At 66.1% G+C, this 20,716-nt stretch carries 19 protein-coding genes and 1 pseudogene; 5 read left to right on the top strand and 15 right to left on the bottom strand.

Annotation, left to right across the window (positions count from 1 at the left end; genetic code table 11):
• From AC1DDA_RS19860 to AC1DDA_RS19870, 3 genes are all read right to left on the bottom strand, one after another.
• On the bottom strand, window positions 1-3,222 hold the full coding sequence (locus AC1DDA_RS19860; RefSeq protein WP_476797056.1) for an efflux RND transporter permease subunit: 3,222 nt from the start codon (window positions 3,220-3,222) through the stop codon (window positions 1-3).
• Between the two features lie 11 nt (window positions 3,223-3,233).
• Window positions 3,234-4,421, bottom strand: a complete 1,188-nt coding sequence (locus AC1DDA_RS19865) for an efflux RND transporter periplasmic adaptor subunit (protein WP_476797057.1) — start codon at window positions 4,419-4,421, stop codon at window positions 3,234-3,236.
• Between the two features lie 76 nt (window positions 4,422-4,497).
• The gene (locus AC1DDA_RS19870) at window positions 4,498-5,136 is read right to left on the bottom strand and encodes a TetR/AcrR family transcriptional regulator (RefSeq protein ID WP_441511579.1); all 639 of its coding nucleotides are present in this window, start codon (window positions 5,134-5,136) and stop codon (window positions 4,498-4,500) included.
• Window positions 5,137-5,383: 247 nt separating this feature from the next.
• On the opposite strand from AC1DDA_RS19870, the gene AC1DDA_RS19875 reads away from it, so the two are divergent.
• Both AC1DDA_RS19875 and AC1DDA_RS19880 read left to right on the top strand, forming a co-directional pair.
• The gene (locus AC1DDA_RS19875; RefSeq protein ID WP_476797058.1) at window positions 5,384-6,187 is read left to right on the top strand and encodes a glutamine amidotransferase; all 804 of its coding nucleotides are present in this window, start codon (window positions 5,384-5,386) and stop codon (window positions 6,185-6,187) included.
• Window positions 6,184-7,425, top strand: coding sequence for an NAD(P)/FAD-dependent oxidoreductase (locus AC1DDA_RS19880; protein ID WP_476797059.1), 1,242 nt, complete (start codon window positions 6,184-6,186; stop codon window positions 7,423-7,425). Before AC1DDA_RS19875 ends, AC1DDA_RS19880 begins: the two co-directional genes overlap by 4 nt.
• Before the next feature lie 267 nt (window positions 7,426-7,692).
• Here the strand turns inward: AC1DDA_RS19880 and AC1DDA_RS19885 are convergent, their stop codons facing one another.
• The 8 genes and pseudogenes from AC1DDA_RS19885 to AC1DDA_RS19920 all read right to left on the bottom strand — a co-directional run.
• Entirely contained in the window at window positions 7,693-8,490 is a 798-nt protein-coding gene (locus AC1DDA_RS19885) for a succinate dehydrogenase iron-sulfur subunit (protein ID WP_476797060.1), read from the bottom strand.
• Window position 8,491: 1 nt separating this feature from the next.
• Window positions 8,492-8,737, bottom strand: coding sequence for a hypothetical protein (locus AC1DDA_RS19890; RefSeq protein WP_476797061.1), 246 nt, complete (start codon window positions 8,735-8,737; stop codon window positions 8,492-8,494).
• Between the two features lie 32 nt (window positions 8,738-8,769).
• Window positions 8,770-10,602 (bottom strand): succinate dehydrogenase flavoprotein subunit, encoded by a 1,833-nt coding sequence (gene sdhA / locus AC1DDA_RS19895; RefSeq protein WP_476797062.1) that lies wholly within the window; start codon window positions 10,600-10,602, stop codon window positions 8,770-8,772.
• A gap of 4 nt (window positions 10,603-10,606) precedes the next feature.
• Complete coding sequence (sdhD, locus tag AC1DDA_RS19900) at window positions 10,607-10,999, bottom strand: succinate dehydrogenase, hydrophobic membrane anchor protein (RefSeq protein ID WP_441511574.1); 393 nt, start codon at window positions 10,997-10,999, stop codon at window positions 10,607-10,609.
• Window positions 11,000-11,010: 11 nt separating this feature from the next.
• Complete coding sequence (gene sdhC, locus AC1DDA_RS19905; RefSeq protein ID WP_476797063.1) at window positions 11,011-11,412, bottom strand: succinate dehydrogenase, cytochrome b556 subunit; 402 nt, start codon at window positions 11,410-11,412, stop codon at window positions 11,011-11,013.
• A 151-nt stretch (window positions 11,413-11,563) separates the two neighbouring features.
• Window positions 11,564-12,625 carry a MaoC family dehydratase gene (locus tag AC1DDA_RS19910; protein WP_476797064.1) on the bottom strand — a complete coding sequence of 354 codons (1,062 nt, stop codon included), beginning with the start codon at window positions 12,623-12,625 and terminating at the stop codon, window positions 11,564-11,566.
• 93 nt (window positions 12,626-12,718) lie between these two features.
• Complete coding sequence (locus AC1DDA_RS19915; RefSeq protein WP_476797101.1) at window positions 12,719-13,672, bottom strand: threonine/serine dehydratase; 954 nt, start codon at window positions 13,670-13,672, stop codon at window positions 12,719-12,721.
• Window positions 13,673-13,807: 135 nt separating this feature from the next.
• Window positions 13,808-14,455: pseudogene (locus AC1DDA_RS19920) on the bottom strand (DUF429 domain-containing protein); the annotation flags it as partial.
• A 91-nt stretch (window positions 14,456-14,546) separates the two neighbouring features.
• Here AC1DDA_RS19920 and AC1DDA_RS19925 point away from each other — a divergent pair.
• Window positions 14,547-15,422, top strand: a complete 876-nt coding sequence (locus AC1DDA_RS19925; RefSeq protein WP_441511570.1) for an HpcH/HpaI aldolase/citrate lyase family protein — start codon at window positions 14,547-14,549, stop codon at window positions 15,420-15,422.
• A gap of 60 nt (window positions 15,423-15,482) precedes the next feature.
• Here AC1DDA_RS19925 and ppa read toward each other — a convergent pair whose 3' ends face one another.
• Window positions 15,483-16,022: an inorganic diphosphatase gene (gene ppa, locus AC1DDA_RS19930; protein ID WP_441511569.1), complete on the bottom strand. Its 540-nt coding sequence runs from the start codon at window positions 16,020-16,022 to the stop codon at window positions 15,483-15,485.
• Window positions 16,023-16,173: 151 nt separating this feature from the next.
• On the opposite strand from ppa, the gene AC1DDA_RS19935 reads away from it, so the two are divergent.
• Window positions 16,174-16,896: a fused DSP-PTPase phosphatase/NAD kinase-like protein gene (locus tag AC1DDA_RS19935; RefSeq protein WP_476797065.1), complete on the top strand. Its 723-nt coding sequence runs from the start codon at window positions 16,174-16,176 to the stop codon at window positions 16,894-16,896.
• 15 nt (window positions 16,897-16,911) lie between these two features.
• Here the strand turns inward: AC1DDA_RS19935 and AC1DDA_RS19940 are convergent, their stop codons facing one another.
• The 3 genes from AC1DDA_RS19940 to hmuQ all read right to left on the bottom strand — a co-directional run bounded on the left by AC1DDA_RS19940 (window position 16,912) and on the right by hmuQ (window position 19,394).
• On the bottom strand, window positions 16,912-18,279 hold the full coding sequence (locus AC1DDA_RS19940; RefSeq protein ID WP_476797066.1) for a hypothetical protein: 1,368 nt from the start codon (window positions 18,277-18,279) through the stop codon (window positions 16,912-16,914).
• 235 nt (window positions 18,280-18,514) lie between these two features.
• Complete coding sequence (gene hutX / locus AC1DDA_RS19945) at window positions 18,515-19,036, bottom strand: heme utilization cystosolic carrier protein HutX (RefSeq protein ID WP_476797067.1); 522 nt, start codon at window positions 19,034-19,036, stop codon at window positions 18,515-18,517.
• A gap of 10 nt (window positions 19,037-19,046) precedes the next feature.
• On the bottom strand, window positions 19,047-19,394 hold the full coding sequence (gene hmuQ / locus AC1DDA_RS19950) for a heme-degrading protein HmuQ (RefSeq protein WP_441511565.1): 348 nt from the start codon (window positions 19,392-19,394) through the stop codon (window positions 19,047-19,049).
• A 357-nt stretch (window positions 19,395-19,751) separates the two neighbouring features.
• On the opposite strand from hmuQ, the gene AC1DDA_RS19955 reads away from it, so the two are divergent.
• On the top strand, window positions 19,752-20,696 hold the full coding sequence (locus AC1DDA_RS19955) for a heme/hemin ABC transporter substrate-binding protein (RefSeq protein WP_476797068.1): 945 nt from the start codon (window positions 19,752-19,754) through the stop codon (window positions 20,694-20,696).
• Window positions 20,697-20,716 lie beyond the last annotated feature (20 nt).

Raw genomic sequence — 20,716 nt, forward strand, 5'->3', positions numbered from 1 at the left:
TCACTCCGCCGCCAGCCGCGGCGCGGCCGGCTTCGACATCGCTTCCGCCGTTGCGATCGCCGGTGCTGCGTGTTCGTCGATCGGCTCCCAGCTGCTTTCGTCTTCGGCCTTGCCGAAGAAGCGGCCGAAGAGCCAGCCCGTCGCCCGCGAGAGATCGTCCATCACCATGTAGAAGGACGGCACGAAGATGAGCGAGAGCACGGTCGAGACGAGCAGGCCACCGATCACCGCGATCGCCATCGGCGCGCGGAACTCGCCGCCATCGCCGACGCCATAGGCCGAGGGCAGCATACCCGCCGCCATGGCGATGGTCGTCATCAGGATCGGGCGGGCGCGCTTGCGGCCGGCTTCCAGCAGCGCCGTCATCCGGTCCTTGCCGCGCCCGACCTCCTCCACCGCGAAATCGACCAGCATGATCGCGTTCTTGGTGACGATGCCCATCAGCATCAGAAGGCCGATATAGACCGGCATCGAGACGGCGTTGCCCGTCGCCAGCAGCGCGATCACCACACCGCCGAATGAGAGCGGCAGCGAGAGCAGGATGGTGATCGGCTGGAAGACCGAGCCGAAGAGCAGGATCAGCACGGCCAGCACCAGCATCAACCCGGTCGTCATCGCGGTGAGGAAGCCCTGGACGACCTCTCCCTGGATTTCCGCGTCTCCGGTCGCAGCGATCCAGACTCCATCAGGCAGGCCGACTTCCTCGACGATGTCGTGGAATCTGTCCTGCGCGGTGCCGAGCTCGAAGCCGCGCTTGAGGTCGGCGCCGATCTGGGCGCGGCGCACGCGGTCGTAGCGGTCGATGGAACTCGGGCCTTCGCCGAAGCCGATATCGGCCACGGCAGTCAGCGGGATCGAGACGCCGTTCGTGTTGGTCACGCGCAGCGCCGCGATGTTGCGCATGTCGGTACGCGCGGCTTCGTCGAGCTGGACGCGGATCGGCACCAGCCGGTCGCCGGCATTGAACTTGGCGAGGTTGGCGCCGACATCGCCGATGGTGGCGACGCGCACGGCCTCCGAGATCGCCTCCGGCGTCACGCCGAGATTGGCGGCTTCCTCCAGCTTCGGCGTGACGCGCAGCTCGGGGCGGCTGAGCGAGCCTGCCGTCGCGACGTTGAGATAGCCGTCGACCTGGCGCATCCGCGCCTCGATCTTCGCGACGGCGGCATCGAGCGCCTCGCCGTTCTTCGACAGGATCGAGAAGGCCATCTCGCGCTCGCCGCGTTCATTGACGTACCAGGCGCGAACGTCCGGCACGCTGGCGAGCTTCTCTGCGATGGTGACCTTGAGCTCCTTCTGCTTGATGTCGCGCTCGGCCTTCGGCTTGAGCAGGATGAAGACCGCGGCGCGGCGCACCTCTCGCTGGCCGGTCGGCGATGCCCCGCCGAGCACGAAGACGTCGCGCACTTCCGGAATGGTCTTCAGCGCATCGACGAGCTTGTCGGTGGTGACGCGCGTGTCCTCCAGCGTCGATCCCGGCGGCAGCTCGACCGAGGCGACGACGCGAGAGGTGTCCTCGTCCGGGATAAAGCCGGTCGGCAGCATCTGCGTCGCCTGAATCGAGCCGATCAGGAACATGAAGCCGACCACCAGCGTCGCATAGGCCGTGTTGAACGGCATGCTGCGCCAGCGCCCCGTACCGTCGAAGCGCGGGAAGAACGGGATGCGCCGCTTCTTCAGCGTGCCCTTCAGCAGGCCGACATAGGCGCCCATGATCAGCCCGTCCTTCGGATCGGCATGGTCGACCGGCTTCATCAGATAGGCCGCCATCATCGGCGTGATCAGCCGCGCGACCAGCAGCGAGAACAGCACCGCGGCTGCGACGGTGAGCCCGAACTGGCGGAAATACTGGCCGGCAACGCCGCCCATGAAGGAAACCGGCGCGAAGATCGCGACGATGGTCAGCGTGATCGCGATGACCGCGAGGCCGATCTCGTCTGCCGCCTCCATCGCGGCGCGATAGGGCGATTTGCCCATCTTCATGTGCCGAACGATGTTCTCGATCTCGACGATGGCGTCGTCGACCAGGATGCCGGTCACCAGCGTGATGCCGAGCAGGCTGACGAGATTGAGCGAAAAGCCCATCAGCTCCATCGCCCAGAAGGTGGGGATGGCAGAGAGCGGCAATGCAACCGCCGTGATCAGCGTCGCGCGCCAGTTGCGCAGGAACAGGAAGACGACGATGACGGCGAGCCCAGCACCCTCCAGCAGCGTTTCCATTGCTGCCTTGTAGTTGCCGTAGGTATAGGCGACGGCGTCGTCGATCGGCGTGATCTTGATGTCGGGGAAGCGCTTGTTGAGATCGGCCACGCGCTGCGCCACGACATCCTTGACCGAAAGCTCGCTCGACCCCTTCGAGCGGAAAACGGCGAAGGTCACGACCGGGCTCTTGTTCAGCCGGCCGAAGGCGCGCGGCTCCGAATTCGAATCCTCGACGCGGCCGAGTTCCTTCAGGCGTACCTCGCGCCCTCCGGTCAACGTGATCTTGGCCTCGGCAAGGTCCGCGACGGTGCGCGCCCCGGCAAGCGTTCGGATCGCCTGCTCCTGGCCGCCGACCTCACCACGCCCGCCGGCGAGATCGACATTGGTCGCGCGAATCTGGCGGTTGACCTCGCCCGCGGTGATGCCGAGCGCGAGCAGCCGGTCCGGATCGAGCGAGATGCGGATCTCGCGATCGACGCCGCCATAGCGCTCGACGCGGCCGACGCCCTTAAGCCCCTGCAACTCGCGCGCGACGACATCGTCGACATGCCAGGAGAGCTGCTCCAGCGTCATGCCGGCCGAGGCCGCGCCATAGGTCAGGATCGACTGGCCCTCGACGTCGATGCGCTGGATCACCGGCTCGTCGATGGTGCGCGGCAGGTCGGCCCGGATCTTGGCGATGGCGTCCTTGACGTCGTTGACCGCGCGGTCGGTGTTGGTCTCGAGCCGGAACTCGATCAGCGTCAGCGATTGGCCGTCGGTCAGGGTCGAGGTGACATGCTTCACCCCGGTAATGTTGGCGACGGTATCCTCGACGCGCTTGCTGACCTGGCTCTCGAGCTCGGCCGGCGCCGCGCCGGACTGCGTCACGGTGACGGAGACCAGCGGGATGTCGATGTTCGGAAAGCGCGTGACCGGCAGCTTCGAGAAGGCGAGCAGCCCGAGCACGCAGAGCACGACGAAAAGCAGGATCGCCGGAACCGGCTTTCGGATCGACCAGGCGGAGAAATTCACATTCATGGCCGCACCCGTCAGTTCATCGCGACGGGGGTAACGAGGTCGCCGTCGCGCACGAAGGTGCCGGCACGCGCCACCACGGTCTCACCTGCCGCAATGCCGCTGGCGATCTCGGCGCGTCCGCCTCCGACAAGGCCGAGCGTGACCGGCTTGGTTGCGACGCGGCCATCCTTGACCGTCTGCACGCTCGGGCCCGAGCGGCTATAGGTGATGGCCGAGAGCGGCAGGGTCACCGCGCGCTTGCGGCCAGTCTCGATGATACCGCGCGCAAAGGCGCCGATCGCGACCGGCGGATTGCCGTCCAGCGCGACGCGGACGCGGCCAAGCCGCGAGGCCTTGTCGACCTCCGGCGCGATCAGCCGGATCGTGCCGGCAAGCGCGTCCTTCGCCCCGGCCGGCAGCACCGAAACCGGCTGGCCGACCTTGAGGCCCGGCAGCTCGACCTCGGCAACCTGCGCTTCGAGCTCGATGGCGCCATCGGCGATGATGCGGAACAGCGGGTCCGACGTCGGCAACATGCTCGCCGTCGCGCCCAGCCTGGCCGTCCGGCGGCTGACGATGCCGGCGCGCGGAGCCTTGATCTCGGTCCGGGCGAGCCTGACCGCAATGTCCTTGCCCTGCGCCTGGGCGAGCGCGAGATCGGCGGTCGCGATCGCCAGCAGCTGCCGAGCGGCATTGGCGCGTGCCTGGCCGGAACGCGCGGCGGCAGCGCGCTGATCGAACGTCTCCATGCTGGCATTGCCACTGTCGCGCAGCGCCTTGGTGCGGTCGAAGGCGTTGTTGGCCTGGACCAGATTGGCGTCGGCCTCGGCGATCTGGGCGTTGGCCTGAGCGACCGCAGCCTCGGCGCGGGCGATCTGGGCGTCGTTCTGGATCTTCTGGACTTCGAGCGTCGTCCGGTTCAGGCGCGCGAGCACCTGGCCCTGCGCGACCTTGTCCCCTTCCTCGGCCAGAAGCTCGATGATCGACAGGCCGTCGACCTCGGGAGCCACCAGGATCTCATCGCGCGCAACCATGGAGCCGGACACGACGACGCTCTGGACGATCTCGGTCTGCTCGGCCTGTGTGACCGTGACGGAGGGGCCTGCAGCGGGCGCGGCGGCAGGTGACGCCTTTGCCTGGGTCTGCGCGGCGAGCGGCAGCGGCGCCGCCAGCGCCGTGGCAAGCGCCAGCGAGGCAGCCGCCAGACGCGGAACGGTCATGCGAACGATCATCGGAAACGATCCTGTTGCGGCGTTGAAACCGAAAGAAATGGGAAGAGCCCGGCGGGAGCAGAGATCACGGCTGCATCTCCGTTTCAGGCAGGAGCATGGTCCGGGCGAGCTGGCGCATACCGGCGAAGAGCGTTTCCGCGGCAACGGCCTCGTCGAAGTTCGGATCCATCGCCCGCCGGCAGAAATAGCCGTCGGCCATCATCGAGACCGCCAGCAGGAAGCGGTGCTCATCGAGCCGCGGCGGCAATTCGCCATTGCGCTTGGCTTCGCTGATCGCGGCCGCCAGCCCCTCGATCACGGTGCCGTCGATATCGGCACACATGCGGGCCATCGCGGGATTGCGCGCGGCCTCGGCCCAGATCTGCACGGCGATCACGGCCTTCTCCCGCGGCTGGCGGACCAGATGCTTGCGGCCGAGCTCCTCGAGTTGGTCGAGCAGCGAGCCGTTATCGGGACAAAGGCTGCCGAAATCCTCCGCGATCAGGCTGCGGTCCCGCTCGGACATGCCGGCGATGATCGCGTCCTTGGAGCTGAAATAGCGGTAGAGATTGCCCGGGCTCATGCCCGCCTCGGCCGCGACATCCTGCATCGTCGCGGCGTGGAACCCCGCTCGCGCGAAGACGCTCTCGGCCGCATCGAGGATGCGGATATGGCGCTCCGACAGGGCGGAATCGGACTGCGATGCGGGAACCAGAGGTGGCATCAGAACTCGGCACAATGAGAATGAACGTTCATTCTCATCTCAGATCGGCAACCTAAGGTCAAGCGAAACGCCTCCATCGCCTGCCCGATCCGGCATGATCGAACAACCTTGCCCGATCATTGCAGCGTTTCCGGCGCATAAATTGCTTGCTTCGTCCCGTCTGGAACCTCATTCTGAAGAGCGACCTGTCATGGCTTGGCGTGCCTTTCTCCCGCCTGCCGGTGCGCGAGCGATTTTGAAGCCCGTGATGAACGACCACGCCTTCGCCCTCCGCGCTGCCCGCAGAACGCGCTCCCCCCTCGCCGCCCGGCCGAGCCTCCCGGCACCCAAGCCGGTGCTCGTCGTGCTGCATCAGGAGCATTCGACCTCCGGCCGCGTCGGCCGGCTGCTGCAGGCGCGCGGGCATGCGCTCGACATTCGCAAGCCGCGCTTCGGTGATCCCTTGCCGCAGACCATGCGAGGCCATGCCGGCGCCCTGATCTTCGGCGGCCCGATGGGCGCCAACGATCCCGAAGATTTCATCAAGGCCGAGATCGACTGGATCGGCACCTGCCTGAAGGAGGATGCCCCCTTCCTCGGCATCTGCCTCGGCGCGCAAATGCTGGCTAAGCATATGGGCGCACGCGTCTACACCCATGGCGAAGGGCGGGCCGAGGTCGGCTACTATCCCCTTGCCGTGACCGAAGCCGGCGCAGCCCATGCCGACGCCGCGCAATTCGTCTGGCCAGGCACGGTCTATCAATGGCACCGCGACGGCTTCGACTGCCCAGCCGGCGCCGAATGCCTCGCTACGGGCGGGGATTTCCCCGTGCAGGCCATTCGCGCCGGTTCGAAGGCCTATGGCGTCCAGTTCCATCCCGAGGTGACGCCGGCGATGATGTATCGCTGGTCGGTGCGCGGCCATGAGCGCACGCTGATGCCCGGCGCCCAGCTCGGCCACACCCATCTGCCGGGCTGGTTTCAGCATGACCCGGCAGTCAGGCTCTGGCTCGACGCATTTCTCGATCACTGGCTGGAGGAGCCGGCCGCAGCCGGCCTGCAACGCACTTGACCCGCATAGCTCTTGTCCTCGGCGCCGGCATGGTCGGCGTCTCCTGCGCGCTTGCCCTGCAGAAGCGCGGCATCGCCGTCACGCTCATCGACCGCAAGGAGCCGGGGTGCGAGACCTCCTATGGCAATGCCGGGGTGCTCGCCAGTTCCTCGATCCTGCCGCTCAATAACCCCTCGCTCTACGCGAAGATCACGGATTATCTCGGCAATCGGCACCCCGCGCTCAATCTGAGCTGGCGCCGCGCCCTGGCCCGGCCGGGCTGGCTGCTGCGCTTTCTCTGGGAGGCCCGCCCCTCGCAGGCGTCCGCCCGCATCGCCGCGCTCGCATCGCTCACCGCCAGCACGGTCGAGCGCCACCGAGCCCTGATGAACGAGGCGGGAGTCGCGCATCGCCTGCGCGAAACCGGCACGCTCAAGCTCTGGCGCACCGAAGCCGGCCACGCGGCGGCCCAGGCCGAGCATGATTTCCTGAAGCGGCACGGCATCAAGTCGCAGATCCTCGACCGGCAAGGCCTCTCCGCCGTGGAGCCGAGCCTGAACCCGATCTTCCCGGTCGCGCTGCTGATCCCTTGCGTCGGCTCGGTCGATTCCCCCGGCGCCGTCACCGCTGCCTATGCCGCGCTCTTCGCCGGCCGCGGCGGGCGCGTCGAGCAGGCCGCGGTCACCGGTCTCGCCCGCCACGGCGCCGGCTGGCGCGCGAACACCGCGAAGGGCAGCTTCGACGCAGATATCGCGGTGGTCGCGCTCGGCCCCTGGAGCGGCGATCTGCTGAAGCCGCTCGGGCTCGATCCCTGGCTCGACGTCGAGCGCGGCTATCACCGCCATCTCAAGCCGGGTGCCGGCACCCGGCTGTCGCGGCCGGTCTATGATGTCGACGGCGCCTATTACATGGCGCCGATGGAGCAGGGCTTTCGCATCACCAGCGGCGTTGATCTCGCGTTCCGCGATGCCCCGGACGACCACCGCCAGATCGACAGCGCCACGGCATCGGCCCGCGAGGCCTTTCCGCTCGGCGAGGTCGTCGGCGAGACCTGGCGCGGCGCGCGGCCGACCTTGCCGGATTCCTTGCCGATGATCGGCGAGGCACCCCGCAATCCCGGGCTCTGGCTCGCCTTTGGCAACCAGCATATCGGCTTCTCGACCGGCCCGATCACCGGCGAGATGATCGCCGCCATGGTCTGCGGCGAGACACCCCCCGCTGATCCGAAGCCGTTCAGGCCGGAGCGGTATATCTCCTGACGGCTGCCCCTCCGTCATGGTCGGGCTTGACCCGGCCATCTCTGGCCGAAGGAGGCTCCAGCGCCTTCCTTCATGAGATTCTCGGGTCTGCGCTTCGCTCCGCCCGAGAACGACGCCTCATCGGCCGCCAATGAGGCGCAGCGAAAATTCGCCAGCGTGAGTCAACTGGCGTGATCGGAGAGAACCGGAGCGGAGCGGGCTTCCGTCCGCGAGCACCGGAAGCGCAGCCGATCGTGTCAGACGGCCGCGCTCGCGGATTTTCGCGCCTCAGACCTGGCGCGCCACCATCATCTTCTTGACTTCCGCGATCGCCTTGGCCGGGTTCAGCCCCTTCGGGCAGGCGTTGGCGCAGTTCATGATGGTGTGGCAGCGATAGAGCCGGAAGGGGTCCTCCAGATTGTCCAGCCGCTCGCCGGTCGCCTCGTCGCGGCTATCGATCAGCCAGCGATAGGCCTGTAGCAGCGCGGCCGGGCCGAGATAGCGGTCGCCGTTCCACCAATAGCTCGGGCAGGAGGTCGAGCAGCAGGCGCAGAGGATGCACTCATAGAGGCCGTCGAGCTTCTCGCGATCGGCCTTGGCCTGGCGCCATTCCTTCTCGGGAGCCGGCGTCGTGGTCTGCAGCCAGGGCTCGATCGAGGCATGCTGGGCGTAGAAGCGCGTCAGGTCAGGCACGAGGTCCTTGACCACCGGCATATGCGGCAGCGGGTAGATCGCGACCCTGCCGGCGTTCTTGCCGGTGCCGCCGCACTCGTCGATGCCGGTGGTGCAGGCGAGACCGTTCTTGCCGTCCATGTTCATGGCGCAGGAACCGCAAATGCCCTCGCGGCAGGAGCGGCGGAAGGTCAGCGTCGGGTCGACCTTGTTCTTGATCCAGATCAGCGCGTCCAGAACCATCGGCCCGCAATCGTCGCGGTCGACGTAATAGGTGTCGGTGCGCGGATTGGCGGCGTCGTCCGGATTCCAGCGATAGACCTTGAACTCGGTCAGTTTCTTGGCGCCGGCCGGCTTCGGCCAGGCCTTGCCCTCGGTCACGCGGGAGTTCTTCGGAAGATTGAATTCGGCCATATCAGATTGCCTTCATCGACTGGCGTGTGCGCATTCGAGAGCGCGCCAAGAAAATGAGGAAGCCGCTCACACCACCGACGGCGAAGCCAGCAATCCCGATCTTTGAATAAAACTCTGCTCTCGCGGCCTGCTCAACCCCCTCATCAAGCGGGTATTGAAGAGGAAAAACTACTTCCCCAACAAATCCGCTGATGTTTGCCGCAAGCAGCGCGCAAGCCAAACCGGCGCCGAAAGTCCACATGCTCAACGCAAGAACTGCCTGCACCCGCCGCCCTAGCATCAGTACACCCGCGCTTTGGGCTTGATGTACTCGATATCGTTGGACATCGTGTAAGTGTGCACCGGCCGGTCATCGAGGGTGACCGTGCGCTTCTCGTCGTCGATCCAGGCCAGGGTGTGCTTCATCCAGTCCTTGTCGTCGCGGTTCGGATAGTCCTCGCGGGCATGCGCGCCGCGGCTTTCCGGACGGTTCAGCGCCGAATCCATGGTAACGACCGCCTGGGTGATCAGGTTGTCGAACTCCAGCGTCTCGATGAGATCGGAGTTCCAGATCAGCGAGCGATCCTTGGTGCCAATGTCGGTGATGCCGCCCCAGACCTCGTGGATGAGCTTGTGGCCCTCTTCCAGCGTGTCGCCGGTGCGGTAGACAGCGCAGTTGTTCTGCATCGTCCGCTGCATCCGGTCGCGGAGCTCCGCAGTCGGCGTCTTGCCCGCAGCGTTGCGGTACTTGTCGAGGCGTGTGAGCGCCAGATCCGACGAATTCTTCGGCAGTTCCGGCTGCTTCTCGCCAGCCGTCACCGTATCGGCGCAGCGCAGGCCGGCCGCGCGGCCGAACACCACGAGGTCGATCAGCGAGTTCGAACCGAGGCGGTTGGCGCCATGCACCGAGACGCAGGCCGCTTCGCCCAGCGCCATCAGGCCGGGAACGACCGTGTCCGGATCGCCGCCGACCTTGGTCAGCACCTCGCCGTGATAGTTCGTCGGGATGCCGCCCATGTTGTAGTGGACGGTCGGCAGCACCGGGATCGGCTCACGCGTCACGTCCACCCCGGCGAAGATCTTGGCGCTCTCCGAGATGCCGGGCAGGCGCTCGTGCAGGATCTTCGGATCGAGATGGTCGAGATGCAGGTAGATGTGGTCCTTGTCCTTGCCGACGCCGCGCCCGGCCCGGATCTCCATCGTCATCGAGCGTGAGACGACGTCGCGCGAGGCGAGGTCCTTGGCCGAGGGGGCATAGCGCTCCATGAAGCGCTCGCCTTCGGAGTTGGTGAGGTAGCCGCCCTCGCCGCGCGCGCCCTCGGTGATCAGGCAGCCGGAGCCGTAGATCCCGGTCGGGTGGAACTGCACGAATTCCATGTCCTGCAGCGGCAGGCCGGCGCGCAGCACCATGCCGCCGCCGTCGCCGGTGCAGGTATGGGCGGAGGTCGCGGAGAAATAGGTGCGGCCATAGCCGCCGGTGGCCAGGATCGTCTGCTGGGCGCGGAAACGGTGCAGCGTGCCGTCATCGAGCTTGAGCGCGATCACGCCGCGGCAATGCCCGTCCTCGTCCATGATCAGGTCGATGGCGAAGTACTCGATGAAGAACTCGGTGTTGTAGCGCAGCGCCTGCCCGTAGAGCGTGTGCAGCATGGCATGGCCGGTGCGGTCGGCCGCCGCGCAGGTGCGCTGGGCCGGCGGGCCCTCGCCGAATTCAGTGGTCATGCCGCCGAAGGGGCGCTGGTAGATGCGGCCATCCTCGGTGCGCGAGAACGGCACGCCCCAGTGCTCGAGCTCGTAGACGGCGGCCGGCGCGTTGCGCACGAGATATTCGATGGCGTCCTGGTCGCCGAGCCAGTCCGACCCCTTCACGGTGTCGTACATGTGCCACTGCCAGGTGTCCTTGCCCATATTGCCGAGCGAAGCGGCGACGCCGCCCTGGGCCGCGACGGTGTGCGAGCGGGTCGGGAACACCTTGGTGATGCAGGCCGTGCGCAGGCCGGCCTGCGAGCAGCCGACGGTGGCGCGAAGCCCGGCGCCGCCGGCGCCGACGACGACGACGTCGAAGGTGTGGTCCGTGATCGGATAGGCGGTGCCGGTATAGGCCGGGACCGGGCGGGACTTGGTGATCGCCATCGGATCAGCCTCCAAAAGACAGCTTCAGCACCGCGTAGACGCTGGCCGCGCCGACCGCGATGGCAAAGAAGGTGTTGGCCATGACGGCGAGGATCTTGGGCCCCTCCTCATGGATATAGTCCTCGATGATGACCTGCATGCCCAGCCGCATATGGATGCAGGCCGAGAGGATGAAGAGCAGCATCAGGATCGCGACGCAGGGGTTCGTCAGCAGCGCGACCGCAGCCGGATAGGGCCGGCCGACGAGCGCGATGACGACGCCGATGAAGATCACCGTCAGGATCAGGTTCGAGACGGCGGTAACGCGCTGCAGCCAGAAATGGCCGGTGCCGGACTTGGCGGAACCGAGGCCGCGAACGCGGCCGAGCGGGGTGCGCATCGAGGAATTGGACAGCATGGACGTGCTCCTCAGCGCAGGACCAGGGCGACGATCCAGACCAGGACCGTCAGGCTCGCCGAGGCGACGAGCGAGAACTTCGCCATGTTCATCCGGGTCTCGGGTTCGTAGCCCTTGCCCATGTCCCAGACGAAATGCCGGAGGCCACCGACCATATGGTGGATGAGCGAGAAGCTGTAGAGGAACAGCACGAGGCGGCCGAGGAAGGAGCCGGCGACCGCCTGTGCCGTATCGAAGGCGGCGGGGCCGGAAGCGGCGGCCACCAGCCAGCCGGCGATCAGCAACGTGCCGAGATAGAGCCCCGTGCCGGTGACGCGATGGGCGACGGACATCGCCATCGTCCAGGACCAGCGATAGATCTGAAGGTGCGGCGAAAGCGGGCGAGCCGCGGGCTTGACCTCGGCCAATATCATTCTCCGATCAAGCGGCCCGCAAAAGGAGGCGGACCCAATTGGGATCATTCTAGAGTGACTGGTTCTCTAACGAAACCGTTCCGGCGCTGCAATGCGGCACGCGCAGAACGAAGTTACAGATTCTGAAAATCGTCATTTCGTTACAAAAAGCTTAGCGCGGCAGCAGCACCCAGTAGTCGAAATCGAGGATGACGCTGGGATCGTACTGATCTCCTGCCTTCAGCGGATGGTCCGCGCAAGGCCGGTTCTTGACCGCGACGAGCCTGAGCCTGACAGCACCGACATCGCTGCGCCCCGGCAATTCCGCACTCGCCAGCACCTCGCTCCAGGCATAGACGGTGTCGCCGGCGAAGAGCGGCGCGACATGCCGCCCGCCATTGATCGCGGCAATGTGGAAGGCGTTGCCGAGGCCGTTGAAGGAAAGCCCACGCGCCAGGCTGATGACGTGGCCGCCATAGATCAGGCGCTTGCCGAAGCGGCTGCTCTGCGCGGCATGAGCGTCAAAATGAACCTTGGCCGTATTCTGGTAGAGCCGTGTCGCAATCTGATGTTCGGCCTCCTCGACGGTCATGCCGTCGACATGGTCGATCCGTTCTCCGACGTCGTAGTCGCTCCAGCGGAACGAGGAACCGGCCAACGCATCGTCATAGGCCGAGAGTTCGACCGCGGGGCAGCCTTGCCCCAGTTCTTCCGGCTGCACCGCCCTCGCCAGCTCCGGCACCTGTTCGGCATGGGCTGGCGTGCCCGGGCTGCGCTTGCGCACCAAGACCCAGCGCGCATAGCTCAGCACGATCTCGCCATGCTGGTTGCGCCCGATCGAGCGGACATAGACGATGCCGGCATCCCCAGCGGAAGCCTGCTTCAGCCCGATCACCTCCGAGGTGGTCGAGAGCGTGTCCCCCGGGAAGACCGGCTTGAGGAAGCGGCCGTCGGCATAGCCGAGATTGGCGACGGCATTGAGCGAGACATCCGGCACGGTCTTGCCGAAGACGATGTGAAAGACGAGCAGATCGTCGACCGGCGCTGCCGGATACCCGATCGCGCGGGCGAAAGCCTCCGAGGACTGCACGGCGAAGCGCGGTCCATAGAGGGCCGTATAGAGCGCAACGTCGCCGACCGTGACCGTGCGCGGCGTCGCATGGACGATGACGTCCCCGAGCTGGAAATCCTCGAAGAAACGGCCGGAATTGGTCTTGGGCGCGGAGCCTGACATGCATCGCCTCCTGATCGCCTGCGATTTTGCGCTGCAACGAAGGCGATCGTCCAGCCCCGACGAAAGCAGGAGCGTCCGCGATCGACGGTGGCGTCAGCCCACGATGGCGGCGAGTTTCGTCAGGTCGACATTGGCGCCGCAGACCAGCACGCCAAGCCGCTCGCCCTGCGCGGGCTTGTAGGCGCCACACAGAAGCGCGCCCAAGGCCGCCGCCCCGCCCGGCTCGACCGCGAGGCGGAAATCGCGCCAGAGCACGACCTGCGCCTCGGTAATCGCCGCATCAGGCACGAGCGCGACATGATCGACGCTGTTCTTCGTCACGTCGTAGACGAGCTGGCCGACATTGCGGGCGCCCAGCGAATCCGCCGCGACCGACGCGACCTTGACCTCGATCGGCCCCTTGGCATCGAGCGCCGCCTGCAGGGCGCGCGAACCCTCTGGCTCCACGCCAACGACCTTGACCTTGCTACCGGCGAACCAGCTCGCAATGCCAGAGATCAGGCCGCCGCCCCCGACCGCGACCAGCACGGTATCGAGATCCGGCTCCTGCAGATCCCATTCGCGACCGAGCGTGCCCTGCCCCGTTATCGTCTCCTTGGCCGCGAAGGGATGAATCTTGAGCGCGCCGGTCTGGGCAACGAAACGATCGCAGGCGGCCTGCGCATCATCGTATTGCGCGCCGCCGATGATAACATCGGCACCGAAGCGCTTGATCGCCTCGACCTTAGCCGCCGGCGAAATCTCCGGCACGAAGATGGTCGCCTTCACGCCACGCTTCATCGCGGCATAGGCTACTGCCGCACCGTGATTGCCGCCCGAGGCAGCCGAAACGCCAGCGGCCGGAACCGGCAGCGACAGCAGGTTGTTGAAGGCGCCGCGCGTCTTGAACGAGCCGGCATGCTGCAGGCATTCGAGCTTGAGCGAGATATCCGCAGCGGAGCCGAAGGCGCCGGTGCCCAGCCGCATCACGGGGGTGACCCGGGCATGGCCGGCGATGCGCGCTGCCGCTTCCTCGATCATCGGACGGGTGACGGGGCGTGCGCTCATGGCGATATCCTGACGAGGCTCGGAGACTGGACGATAGGTCCAGATCGCAATCGGAAGACCGTGGCTATCGCGTCCCGGCGGATCGGGAAAGGGGCGCCCACGCCCCGCAGCAATGTGCCGGGCGACAACCAGCGCCGCCAGCGCATCGAGCAGGTCGTCTCGTTTTGCACCTTTGGGGACAGGTCCTTCGGCTGCGGCCAGACAAACTCCTTGCGAGACGAGAAGTCGGGTGCGTTCGGCCGAACCCTCTACGGTCTTCTTCGGAAAATCGAGCGGCCGTTCGCCGTTCATCGACCAGAAGGCTACTTCCGGGTGAATCTCCCGCGTCCGCTCCTTAATCAAAGAATCGTTCCGAAGAAGGGCGTCGATCTCTCGGATTTTGGGGAGGATCATGAAAGCTTGGCGGCTGAACCCCGCTGCAGGCATCGAGCTCTGTCGGGCGATATCGCAGGCATATGCGTGGGAACGATCAATATCGTCCATGCCGACAACGGGACGGCTCACGGCATAGACCGCAGCTCGCGAAGGAATGCTGAAAACGGAAGTCCCGCGCTGGCCGAGAACAGCCCTTGCAGCTTCCTCAGGCCCACGCCCTCGTCCCTGTATCCTGTCGGGTAAGCCGATCGGCATATCCACGGCGACGATGGCAGGTCTCGTTTCATGCATCAGAATGCTCTGAAAATCGCGAAACACCTGAACGGTTGGAGATCCCCTGAATTCCGTATCGCAAAAGGCGGCGATCCAGCCGCCCTTGCAGCCATCGACGCCGGCAAGCCACGCCATCCCGTTTCCTCCGCCTTTCGCAGCGCTGGTATTGCGACTGCGTTGCTCTACTGTGCAGCGCAGCACAAGCAGGCCCGTGTCAGGAGAGACGATGACCACGATACGCCCCCGCCGCAGCGCCCTCTACATGCCCGGCTCCAACGCCCGCGCGCTCGAAAAGGCCCGCGAGATCGCGGCCGACGTCCTCGTCCTCGATCTGGAGGATGCCGTCGCACCCGATGCCAAGACCACCGCCCGCGAACAGGTCTGTGCCGCGGTGAAGGCTGGCGGATATGGCGGGCGCGAGCTCGTGATCCGCGTCAACGGTGTCGGAACGCCCTGGTTCGCTGATGATCTCGCCGCCGCCACGGAGGCGAAGCCGCAGGCGATCCTGATCCCGAAAGTCGCGGCCCCGGAGACGCTGCAGGAAATCGGCGGCCGCTTGACCGGCCTGTGGGCCGACCCCGCCATCGCAATCTGGGCGATGATCGAGACCCCGCTCGCCATCCTCGAGGTCGAGCGCATCGCCCGCGCCGCGCGTGATCCGGCAACGCGGCTTGCCTGCTTCGTGATGGGCACCAACGACCTCGCCAAGGAAACGCGGGCCCGCTTCGTGCCGGGCCGCGCGACCATGCTGCCCTGGCTGACCAGCGCCCTTCTGGCTGCCCGGGCCCATGGCATCGACATCCTCGACGGCGTCTACAACGACATCAAGGACGAGGCCGGCTTCCTTGCCGAATGCGAGCAGGCTCGCGACCTCGGCTTCGACGGCAAGACCCTGATCCACCCGTCGCAGGTCGGGCCCGCAAACATGATCTTCGCGCCGGACGAGGCGGAACTGGCGCGGGCCCGCGCCATCATCACCGCCTTCGATCTGCCGGAGAATGCAGGCAAGGGCGCGATCCAGCTCGAAGGCCGCATGGTCGAATTGCTTCATGCCGAAATCGCGCGCCGCACCGTGGCGCTGGCCGAGGCGATTGCGGCGTGAAACGAAAACGGGGCCGCGCCTGGCGCAGCCCCGTGGACTCTGAACCCGTAGGAGCCGGACTCAGCCCTTCTTGGCAGCCTTGGCGCGCTCCATGGCCTCGACGATCAGCTTCTTGGCCTCGGCGGCGTCGCCCCAGCCCTTGAGCTTCACCCACTTGCCGGGCTCAAGGTCCTTGTAGTGCTCGAAGAAGTGCTGGATCTGGTCGAGCGTGATCTGCGGCAGATCGGTGTAGTTGTGGACGTTCTCGTAGCGCTTGGTGAGCTTCGGCACGGGCACGGCGATGATCTTCTCGTCGCCGCCACCCTCATCCTCCATCAGCATCACGCCGATCGGCCGGACCGCAATGTAGGAACCCGGCACCAGCGGGCGCGTATTGGCAACCAGGACGTCGCAGGGATCTCCGTCCTCCGAAAGCGTATGGGGGATGAAGCCGTAATTCCCAGGATAGCGCATCGGCGTGTAAAGGAAGCGGTCGACGAAGAGCGTTCCGGCTTCCTTGTCCATCTCATACTTGATCGGCTCGCCTCCGATCGCCACTTCGATCAGGACGTTGACTTCGTCGGGCGGGTTCTTGCCGATGGAGATGGCATCGATGCGCATGGGGAACCTGTCATTACAAAATTTCGCCGGGCCTTATGCAAGTTCGGAGCGAAAAGGCCAACCCCTTCCTTGGTTTTCGGTTGCCCAATGATTTGCGCTGCCGGAGTCACGCTGGTATCGGGCGGTGCATGAAAACGACCAAGGCCCTTCCGTGCTGACCCGGCTGCGCCCCGATGCGGAGCGTTACGCCCGGCGCATGGCCCGCATCGCACGCTGGGACCGGCCGATCGAGAGCCGAGGCCAGCGCCTGCGCGCCTGGGCCAACATGCTGCTTGTCGACCACGGCATCTTCCGCCTGGCCTATCTCAATACCCATCGGGTGACGCCGCGGCTCTGGCGTTCGGCCCAGCCGGCTCCGCATCAGATAGCCGGCTTTGCCCGCAAGGGCGTCAGAACCATCGTCAATCTGCGCGGCGGACGCGAGCACGGCTCCTGGCCCTTGCAGAAGGAAGCCTGCGAGCGTCACGGCATCACGCTGATCGATTTCGTCCTGCGCTCGCGCGGCGCGCCCGAGCGCGAGACGATCCTCAATGCGAAAAGCTTCTTCGAGAGCCTCGAGGAGCCCGTGCTTGTGCATTGCAAGTCGGGGGCCGACCGGGCCGGCTTCTTCTCCGCCCTCTATCTCCTGATCCACGAAAAGCGCCCGCTCGCGGAGGCCATGCGCCAGCTCGCGCTGCGCTACGGCCATTTCCGCTTTGCCAAGACCGGCATCCTCGATGCCTTCTTCGAGGCCTATCGCCGCGAGGGGGACGCCAAGGGAATCGCATTCCTCGATTGGGTCGAGACCATCTACGATCCGGAGCGGCTCGAGCAGGAGTTCAAGCCCGGCCTGTTTTCCTCGCTCGTTGCTGACGGGTTGCTTCGTCGGGAATGACGGGCTCCCGGCGGCTCAGCGCGCCGGGCTTCCGACGACGGGGCCACCCGCGGGCGTGATCTCGGCATCGCCGAGATGCAGCCAGACGAAGCCCGTATGGACGAGGGCGCGCAGGATAGAAATTGCGCCGATCGCCTGCAGAAGCTCCGGCGACAATGACCTGAACCAGACCATCGTCGCGATGATCGCGACCAGCGCCAGTGCATTGATCAGCACCTGCCAGGCAGGCTGGCGCGACAGCGTCGCCATATCCTGAAGCGGCGTCAGCACCGCGATGCCCGCGTAGAACGGCGCAAGCAGCGCCAGAACCCGGCCCAGATTGTCCCAGTGCGTTCCGTCGAACAGCGGCTCGACCAGAGTTGCGACCACGGCGATGGAGCCGAACAGCAGCGCCGCGGCGCCGATCAGCCCGACCGCCATCACGCGCGCCACGAAACGACGGCGTGCGCCCGCATAGGCGCGCAGCCGATTCAACGCGATCGGCGCCGACACCGTGCCGAACATCTGCGTCGGCATGTCGAGCAAGCGCATCGATAGCGCGACCTGCGCGGCGAGCGCGGTGTTGGCCGCGTAGGGGAGCGCGAGCACCGGCGCAATCGCGAAGCCATAGGACAGCAGCGCGGTCGGCAGCAATGTCAGCGGGATGCTCCGCCAGTGATAGGCTGCGACGAGCAGGCTCTGCGACGACCACATCCGCGGTTCCACCAACGGCGAGATCGCGCCCCAGCGCCGCCGCAGCAGGTAGAGCGCCGCAAGGACATGCCCCAACGTGTCGGCCATGAAAAGCGCGAGCGCTTTCGGCCCGAAGATGCCGATCAGGGCCAGCATGAGCGCTGGCTGCGCGATGGCCTGAACGACATTGCTGTTGCCGATCGCGCGGAAGTCGCCCTCGGCGGTCGCCTCCGTCCAGAGCAGGCGAAGCACCGCGCGCGCCGACAGCGAACCGAGGAACAGCAGGGCAATGGCGGGAGCTACCCAGCCCGACAGCGCCAGCCCGATCAGCAGAACCGCGGCGATGCCGCAAAACGCCAGCCCGACGACGGCGGCCAGCCGGAAGGCATGCCCGAGCCGGGCGCGGTCCGCGCTCTGGAAGAAGACGGCTTCCAGCCGCAGCAGGGCGGCGATCGAAACGAAATTGACCAGCGCCGAGAACACGGCGAAGGCGGCAAAGACGAAAGGCGGGCAGAGGATGGCGGCAACCAGCAACCCCCACACCGAGATCAGCCGCGCCTGGATGAAGCGCAGGCCGAGCAGGATCGAGGAGCTCAGGCTGGAGCGCAGCAGCGGCGCGCGTGCCGCAACAAAGCGCCGGCCAGCCGACAGGCGCCCTATGGCTTGGCGTGGCGCGAGCTGCACCCGTTCCATGACGACTTGAGCGGTCATATCGACATCCATGCTCGGATGATCGGATGGGCCGTCTCGTACCGGTCCTGCGCCACTCTTCGCGGAAGAACGATTGGCGGACTGATTCACGGATGACGCGCCTTCTGCCGAGGAGGCTGCGCCTGTATGGTTAACGATCGATTAAGCTTGGTCACGGGCCGATAGCTGGAAAGGGGGCGGTGATCCCGCCCCGGGTCGCAGCGCATCAAGCGCACCATGTCGCCTTTTTTGGGGCTCAGGCGTGTTTGGCCTTGAGCGTTTCGAAGCGTTCCAGCTGATCCGGCAGGAGCTGGCGCGCGGCGTCGCGCCGCACGAAGACCTTGAACATCACCTCGCCGGCGCCGTTGAAGAACTGGACCGAACAGGCCCGCCGGCCCTGTGCCGTGCTGCGATCGACAAGATAGATCGCGCGGCAGTTCTCAGCCTTGATGTGGCCGCCGATCGGGCTGTCGCCATGGATGTTGTAGTAGCCATGGCCGAAACTGCCGATGGGCAGCGAGCCTTCGCATTCCAGCACGATGTCGGGCGTGTGCATCAGAAAGAGCACCGTGCCCCAGCTTGCGAGCTCTTTCCAGACATCCTCGAACCGCTCGGGCGCCAGGAAGAGGCGCTGCTCGGCCGGCAGGAGCTCCAGCACGGCCCGCGTCGAGACGTTGGCTTCGCGCGCCACGGCTTCGATAAGGCCGTCGGGCTTGGCGGCGAGCAGCGCGCGGGCATGTTCGATCGGATCGCGGGTCGCGATATCGGCAGTCGTCATCGTTGCAGCCTCACTCGGCCGCCTGGCGCGGCAGGTGCGGATTGCTCTCGCTCAGCACCGTCTCGAAACCCTCGAACTCGGGATGGCCGAGATAGATCGGCTTCGGGCGCGGCTGGCCGGCATTGCGATGCGACTCGCGGAACTGATCCGATTTCGTCCAGGCGACGAAATCGTCCTTCGAGGCCCAGCTCGTATGCGAGGAGTAGAGCGTATGATCCTCCTTCTCCGGCCCCTTGAGCAGGTGGAAAGCGATGAAACCGGGCATCTCGTCGAGCCGGCTCTTGCGCGAGGACCAGACGGTCTCGAAGGCGGCCTCCTCGCCCTTGACGACCTTGAAGCGATTCATGGCGATGAACATCGACGCATCCTGCATGTGAAGCCGCGAGCCGGCTGAAATGAAAGGGTGCCGCTACGCGGCCGGTCATCGCCATTTCCGGATAAACGCCTGGCGAAGCGTTCACCGGGGAGAATGCGTGCCGGGAGAGGCCGCGCGACGACGCGCCGCGACCGAAGCCGGCGGCGCACAGGCGCTGCCCTTGACCCCTTGTAGTAAAGATGAATATCACCGTCAACAATACACTCAGTCAATTCTTGTTTTGAGTAATTCAAAACTAGAATTTACTTTGTTGAAACATTCTAAACAAGACGATCTCTGCCGATCGGATTGAATTGCAATGGCCGCCGCCCGCCGGCGGCATCCGAATGGAGTTGCACCATGTCTGGCTCATACGATCGAGCGATGCATTCCGCGCCGGTGCAACCGAACCGACGGGAGCTGACGGTCTCGGCCTTGTCGTTGCTCGCCCTGGCCGGGCTCGGCCCTGTCGCACCCGCATTGGCGCAGACGCCCGAGCGCATCGTCGTCGCCGGCGGCGTCATCACCGAGGTGATCTATGCGCTCGGCCTGCAGGAGCGGATCGTCGGCGTCGATTCCACCAGCCAGTTCCCCGCGGAGGCGCTGAAGGACAAGGCGAATGTCGGCTACTTCCGCGCTCTTTCGGCCGAGGGCGTCCTTTCCCTCAAGCCGACGTTCATCATGCTGATCGACGGCGCCGGCCCCCCGGATGCCGTCTCGCTGCTGACCGAATCCGGCGTGAGGATCGCGCGCATCGGCGACGGGCTGACCCCGGAAGGGGTCGCGAGCAAGATCGCTGCGATCGGCACCGCCATCGGCGCGGCGGCTCCCGCCGAGCGCCTTTCGGAACAGACCAGAGCCCGGTTCGAGGAACTCGCCAATTTGCGAGCCGGAATCGCCAAGAAGAAGCGTGTGCTGTTCCTGCTATCGCTTCAGAACGGCCGCGCCCTCGTCGGCGGCCGCAACAGCTCGGCCGATGCGATCATCTCGCTGGCGGGTGGCATCAACGTCGCGGACGCGATCGAGGGCTACAAGCCGATGACGGATGAGGCGATCGCCGCCGCCGCGCCCGAGATGGTGCTGATGATGCGCAACAGCAGCGCCCACAACACCACGCCTGACGAACTCTTCGCCATGCCGTCCTTCTCCCAGACGCCCGCGGCCAAGGAGAAGCGGCTGGTCCATATGGACGGGCTCTACCTGCTCGGCTTCGGCCCGCGCACGCCAATGGCTGCGCGCGACCTCATGGCATCGATCTATCCGGAGGCCGCGATCCCGCCGTTGAAGACGGCCGCTGCCCCGTGACCCTCGCGGCGCCCCTCCCC

Source organism: Allobosea sp. 10N428, assembly GCF_056394545.1.